The following is a 6,338-nucleotide window of genomic DNA, read 5'->3' on the forward strand; positions in this document are numbered from 1 at the left end:
CGTGGGGTCGCAGGTTCAAATCCTGTCATCCCGACCAATTTTAAATCCTGTCACTCTGATTAAACTCCATCTCTTCGATAGTCTGATGATTCTTAATAGCGCACTTTAAAACCGGGCTCTTGCCCGGTTTTTTGTTTCATGGCTGATCAGTCGACACTAACAGACCCCTTGCGCTAGTAAATTGTCCCAATTTAACACCAGAGTGGTGTGGGGATGAGATGCTATCGTTGCTGTCAGTAAGCGGTGGCTGCGCTCACCGCTGGATAAAGTTATATCAGAGAAGCAATGAGAATTATGCAGACGACGAAGCCAGTTTCTGAAAATCATCCATCAGTATCGTACGATAATAATGCTTCAAACCAGCGTCTGGTCGAATCACTCAGAATATTGAGTAAGCCATACCGGGCTACTCCCTGGTTGTTTAATGCACATACCCAGTTAATCTTTTATAGCCTGCGCAAGTATGGCTTTCAGCGGCGCAACGAAAGCGCATCGCTCTACGATTACCATGAACAGCTGACAATGCAGGACGGTGGTCTGACAGCTTTATATTGGAGTGGCTACGATTTACCTGAAACAACACCAACGATCGTATTAATTCACACCATCAGTGGTAGTCCGGATAGCATGGCAGAGCTCGTGCGCGATCTCGGGTTAAAAACGGGGTGGCGAATCGTGCTGTGTTTGCGGCGTGGGCATGGTCAGCTGCCATTGTTAACGCCACGGTTTAACATGGTGGGCTGTACTGAAGATTTTCGTGGGCAGCTTGCTCATATAAGAGAGCGCTTTCCTGATTCTCCACTTTACGCTGTGGGCACATCAGCTGGTTCCGGTTTGTTAGTGCGATACCTGGGAGAAGAGGGGGGCGATGCTCCCTTCAAAGCGGCCTTTGCTTATTGCCCCGGATACGACACAGGCACCTGCTTCGACAATGTGCATCCGCGATATAGCCGTATCATGGCAAAGAAGATGGTTCGCCAGTTTGTCTGCCCTAATGAGAGTGTGCTGTCTTCTCTGCGGACAGCAGACAGCCTGCTGACGGCTACTGATCTCGGCGATCTCTATCAAAAACTGTACGAGTTAGCGGGGTACGATGACTATCCGTCGTATGACCAGAATACGAATCCCATGAACGTCTTCGAGGATATTCGGATCCCCTTGATGGTGCTCAACGCAGAGGACGATCCAATCTGCCACATCAACAACCTGGATCCCTGGCGAGACAGGATGAAAACGATGGACAACGTTATTCTGGTGACAACGAGAAAGGGGAGTCATTGTGCGCATTATGAAGGTTGGTCCGCGCGTTCATGGTCGGCTCGCCTGATGAGTGACTATTTCAAGTCTGTGTAGAGACCATTGCAGCTCTTAGTGATTAATATCGATTGCTATTTGCATTTTTTCTTCGGGTTATTATTTCTTGAGGTTACAACTTTTTACAGAAAGGGTGTGGCCTGAAGAGATACATATTGGCTTAATATGGCGCATGAAAAATCACTATAAAAAAATCATGCATCGCTCGATCTTATCCAGTCTCTTCGTGGGCCTGTTGTCATTATCCGCCAATGCTGTCGCCGATGAGCAGCCGACAGACAAAGAAATTCTCAAGATTCAGACCATCGCCAGTTGCATCGATGATGTCTACTACCAGGGTGGTTACGAAGAAGGCGATACTGCTCGTATCGACTTAATCGATACCATGCTGGTGCTGTTTGAGTTACCCGCCTATGACGAAGAGTATCTGTATATGGATGTTCCATACGACGGCAAACTCTCATCTGAACTCTATTATCAATGTATTAGCGGTCAACGTGACATGCTGGATGAAGCTGCGGACAGCCTGGGCATCGCAGCTCACTAGTCAACCCTAATGTGAACGGGATACAAACGCGTGTCCCCATATCCTTCTGATTTCCCCCATTTCTATTTTCTGTATTTCATCTTTTTTCTATTTTTCTATAAAAATATCATACCGTTTATCCTCTGATATTTAACGCTTATCTGAAGCTGAAATTGCACCTTGAAAATCGATAATTTAAAAGCGTCACACTGGTCTTTGTGACTATTGTGCTTTTTATTAATTACTCATCAAAACTGGAAATTTACGATTTTAAAAAATTCGTTTAGTTTGGGTTACTAATAATTACATATCCATCCTAAGTCATTGATTTTTATAGTTAAAAAAATCGTGTAAATAAGGAAACCAAGAGTAACAATTGTTTAGTAGCTGTAATTTTAAGTGCTCTGATAGAGTTTGTTGTAACTCCTTGATCTAAAAATATTAATAGTGGAGACAACATAATGCCTTTCTCTATTCGCCCGTTAGCGGGTGTAACTGCTTTTTCTGCTCTGATGATGACAACAGGCGTACACGCCAATATGGGCACCATCGGCAATACCTATGGTCTGTTTCCGCAGGACGTAGCAACGACGCAGGCGCTTTCTATGTTCAACCAGGAAGTGTCGGCGACATATTACAACCCATCAAGACTGGTAAAAGATCAGCGTGGTGAGCTTTCTACCGGGCTTCTGCAGGCTGAAGCCAAGCTAGAGGCTGCGGGACCAGATCGTTCAGGTGATCTGCTGTCGCGAACGCCAACGGCATCGGTATTGCTGGGATTGAAAACTGACCTGTCGAAGCTAACGACCTTTGACCACCCGATGTTTTTAGGTGTTGTTATCGGCGTAGAGAATTACGGCTTCTCTCTACTTGAATTTCAGTCTGAGACCAGCGAAGGCGGGCAGTTTCTGGAATACGACCGCCAGCCTCTGTTTGTCAGTGTTGGTGGTGCTACCGAACTGTTCCGTGGCTTTAGCGGCGGCCTGTCTGCGCGGGCGACGTTAAATAACAATGCGACGCTGACAACCACGACTGACCTCGCAGGTAACACACAATACGAATCTTTGAATGTGCAGGCTGAGCCAGCCTTATCATTTACGCTCTCGAATACGCTTGATCTGGGTGAAATGTTCTGTCCGTATTACGACTGTGCCGTCACCGGGCTTGAGTTTGCTGTGGCATACCAACAGCGTTCTTACTCTCGCACCAAAGTAGAAGCAACGACGGTCATTCCGGGTCTTATTCCGGCCTCTGATCCCCTTAATTTCACCATTCAGACGTACGACTCTTTTCAGCCAACCACCATTACAGCAGGCACGCAGTTCGATCGGGGATCAATCCGCATTGGCGCGACGCTCGAATATCAGGAGTGGTCGACTCTCGAAGACCAGTTTTCAAGCGACACCATCAAAGATCAGGCCGGTGCCGAATTTGAAGACATCATGATTCCGCGGCTTGGCGCAGAGTATCGTTTGGGTGAGTCGTTCTCACTGTTGGGCGGCTTTTCTTATCGACCAACTGCGCTGAAAAGTACTCAGACCGTAGACGTAAACCTGTTTGATACAGATCGCTATATCGTTGGTGTAGGGCTGTCGGCCAAGGTGGGTAAGCAGATGTTCCTTGCTCATCCACTGCAGATTGACCTCGGCTATCAGCGTCAGGAGCTGGTCGACCGCGATTTTACCATTGCGAATTCCCGTCCTGGCACAGCCAATAATATTGAAGTGACTACCGGCGGTAGCGTGGATGTATTCAGCGGCTCTATCAGCCTGAAGTTCTGAGGAGGTCGACATGAAAAAGTCATTAATTATTGCATGTACATCACTCGCGTTAGCGGCGTGTGGTGATAAAGACACACAGACGCTGCTCGGCGGAACCATGGTCGAAGGGCCTGACGGTACTTTTCTTGCGCCGTTTTTAAGTGCGAGTGTCGAGTATTCGTATCCGGCTGACGGTCAGATTAATGTGCCACCTGTCACCGACCTTGTGCTCCGTTTTACCACCCCTGTAGATGATCCATTATTAGTTGAAAAACTGGTTCTGGTGGACGGCGATGGTAATAATGTCGCCATCAGGTCTGTGCGCAGTGTAGATGGCGGGCGCGGTATTGTCGCGACTCCTACACAAGAGCTTTCTCCGGGCGCTGATTACAGCCTGACGTTTGATGGTGTACTTGGCTCGGGCACCAATGCGATTGCAACGCCGAACGCAACTGGCCCTGAGGGAATCCAGTTTTCTACACGCCCGGAAGCAACCGGTCCTTTGTCGCTGACATCGGTGGATGATGATTTCGGTATTCTGGAATTATTGCCTGATGGCAGTAATTTTGAAGTGATGGATTTCTCCACATTCCGTTTTCTGTTTACGCAGCCTGTTGACCCTGAATCCGTCGAATACGGCGTGAATGTACGACTCCTTGATGCCAATAATAATCTTGTGCCAGCTGACGTTATTCTTAAACACCAGTCATTAACGATTGATCCATGTACTGTCGCACTGGTGGCAGAATGTGGCAGCGAATCAGATCGACTGATCGCAGGTGAGGCTTATCGCCTTGAGCTTACAGGGGTACGGCCTCTGAATGATGATGGTACGACGGGCATCAATTACTCCCTTGATTTTGTGCCACGGGATACCACGCCAACATCCATTCTGATTCAGGATATTGTCGATTCAGAAAACTCAGAAATATCGCCGTTAAACGAAGGTCTGGTCAATGGGGTAGTGCTTAATTCGGTATTGCAGGGCGTCACTGATTTATCGCAGCAGACCGGCACTCTGAATGCAGAGCTGGCCTATGCGGTTAACTTCCCTGGCAATCAGCCCGTACCACTGCGCATTGCTCGCGGCAGTACGCTCATGAGTTCATCACTTGATGTAAAAATTAATGGCAATGTTCCTCTTCTGGATGCTGAAACAGGCCTTCCGCAGGAAACCGGGTCAGTTATTGTGACCTTTATTTCTGACGCTAACGGGTACCTGTACCCGAACCCTTACACCGATGACCCGGAAGCTCAGCGTCATATACGCTTATTTATGGATGTCAGTATGAATACCGCTGCAGCACAGCCAAATGCGTCGCTCTCGCAGGATTTAATGCGCGTCGAACTGGTTGGGTTGGCTCAGGTACGTAATGGTTTACTGGAAATTAACTCTATCGGTATTGTTGAACCCAATATTCTTGGTCAGGACGTTGGTAACGCCACCATCGCGTTTAAATTGCTTGCCGAAACGAACGACCAGATCGAACGCTTATTTGATCAGGAGCAGAATCAGGCGCCGAATACTCCGCCACGCCTCGTAAGCTGGGTGCCTGGCTTTGAGACCGCCATTCCGGCGACACGCCAGTCGATGCAGCGCCCGGGTGATCCTATTATTCTGAATTTCGATCAGCCGCTGCGCCGACAGGCCGGAGAACTCGTCGTTATTGAAGAGAATGGCGTGCGGCTATCTGCTGAAAACGTGACCAGTGACATTGACGGAACCGTACTGACGGTACAGGTTCGTGGCGGTCTTAAACCTGCAGCGGAATACGTAGTCACTACGACCAGCCGCTTACAGAACCTTGAAGGGTCGCCAGCACTGGCTGACACACTGACGTTCAGTATGCCTGCAACACAGCAGACAGATCAGGAAATTAAAGTTTCGCCTCTGGCGCTGACGACGTATCCCGGCTTCCCGTGTGTATCAACAGCCACTCTGAGTGATATTTTTCCGCTGCCACCCGAGCAGCCAAATCACGGCCAGTGCGTCGTCTCTGAGAATACGCCTGCTGAAGTAGAAAATCAGACATTGCCATTAACTACGATGCCAGCTGATCGGCCGATCGCGGTTATTTTCTCGCAGGTGATGGATATTGATTCAATCAATCTGAATACCTCGTTTAAAGTTGAGCGAGTTAACGAAGACGGAGAAATTACCCCGGTGTCGGGTCGTCTTGAAAAGGCTCGTCAACGTATTCGTTTCTTCCCGGAAAATGCTTGGGAAGAAGGGCAGGTCTATCGTTACACAATGGCGTCAGCACATGCTGATTCGGTAAACGATACCGTATGTGATGAGCTGGATATCATCTGCTCAGATGCCGGTCTTCCACTGCAGACGGATCTTCTTGTCGACTCTGAAGATTTCGGCGGCCCGGATATGGTGATTTACTTCCGTGGCAGCGCTCCTCAAGAATCTATTTTTACGCCGCTGCGTAATTACCCTGTGCGAGATGCTAACGCCAATTACGTTGTCGATTGCGGGGAGCCATGCCTGGAACCATCAACCAGTCCGATAACGGCGTCAGGGGATGTCTTGCCGTCAGAGAATGCCGCAATCCTTACGGTAGTTAACGGAGAAGCAACGCTTCTCAACGAGACACTCTCACTGCCAGCACGTAATGGGTGTGATCCGCTCGGTGACGATTGCCCCGACAATAAGGCCGTATTCCAGACATTAGCCCTGAATACAGAGGTGATAGGGCCAACGGTCGATCCAGAAACCGGTCAGCAAGCCG

Annotated in this window: 4 protein-coding genes; all 4 read left to right on the top strand. The window is 48.8% G+C overall.

The genetic code is table 11. The features are described from left to right. Nucleotides 1-294: 294 nt before the first annotated feature. Nucleotides 295-1,353 (top strand): YheT family hydrolase, encoded by a 1,059-nt coding sequence (locus B2067_RS02735; RefSeq protein WP_301387362.1) that lies wholly within the window; start codon nt 295-297, stop codon nt 1,351-1,353. Between the two features lie 133 nt (nt 1,354-1,486). After that, nucleotides 1,487-1,861, top strand: coding sequence for a hypothetical protein (locus tag B2067_RS02740; protein WP_273090867.1), 375 nt, complete (start codon nt 1,487-1,489; stop codon nt 1,859-1,861). A gap of 440 nt (nt 1,862-2,301) precedes the next feature. Further along, entirely contained in the window at nt 2,302-3,621 is a 1,320-nt protein-coding gene (locus B2067_RS02745; RefSeq protein WP_068441534.1) for an outer membrane protein transport protein, read from the top strand. Nucleotides 3,622-3,631: 10 nt separating this feature from the next. Beyond that, nucleotides 3,632-6,338 (top strand): Ig-like domain-containing protein (locus B2067_RS02750; RefSeq protein WP_301387363.1); only part of this gene is annotated, 2,707 nt, incomplete at its 3' end.

This window comes from Thalassolituus sp. UBA2590 (assembly GCF_002339775.1).
Lineage (GTDB): Bacteria > Pseudomonadota > Gammaproteobacteria > Pseudomonadales > Oceanobacteraceae > Thalassolituus.

Coding starts and splice junctions, on each gene's coding strand:
- B2067_RS02735 (WP_301387362.1), top strand. CDS start 295: ATGCAGACGACGAAGCCAGTTTCTGAAAATCATCCATCAGTATCGTAC.
- B2067_RS02740 (WP_273090867.1), top strand. CDS start 1,487: ATGAAAAATCACTATAAAAAAATCATGCATCGCTCGATCTTATCCAGT.
- B2067_RS02745 (WP_068441534.1), top strand. CDS start 2,302: ATGCCTTTCTCTATTCGCCCGTTAGCGGGTGTAACTGCTTTTTCTGCT.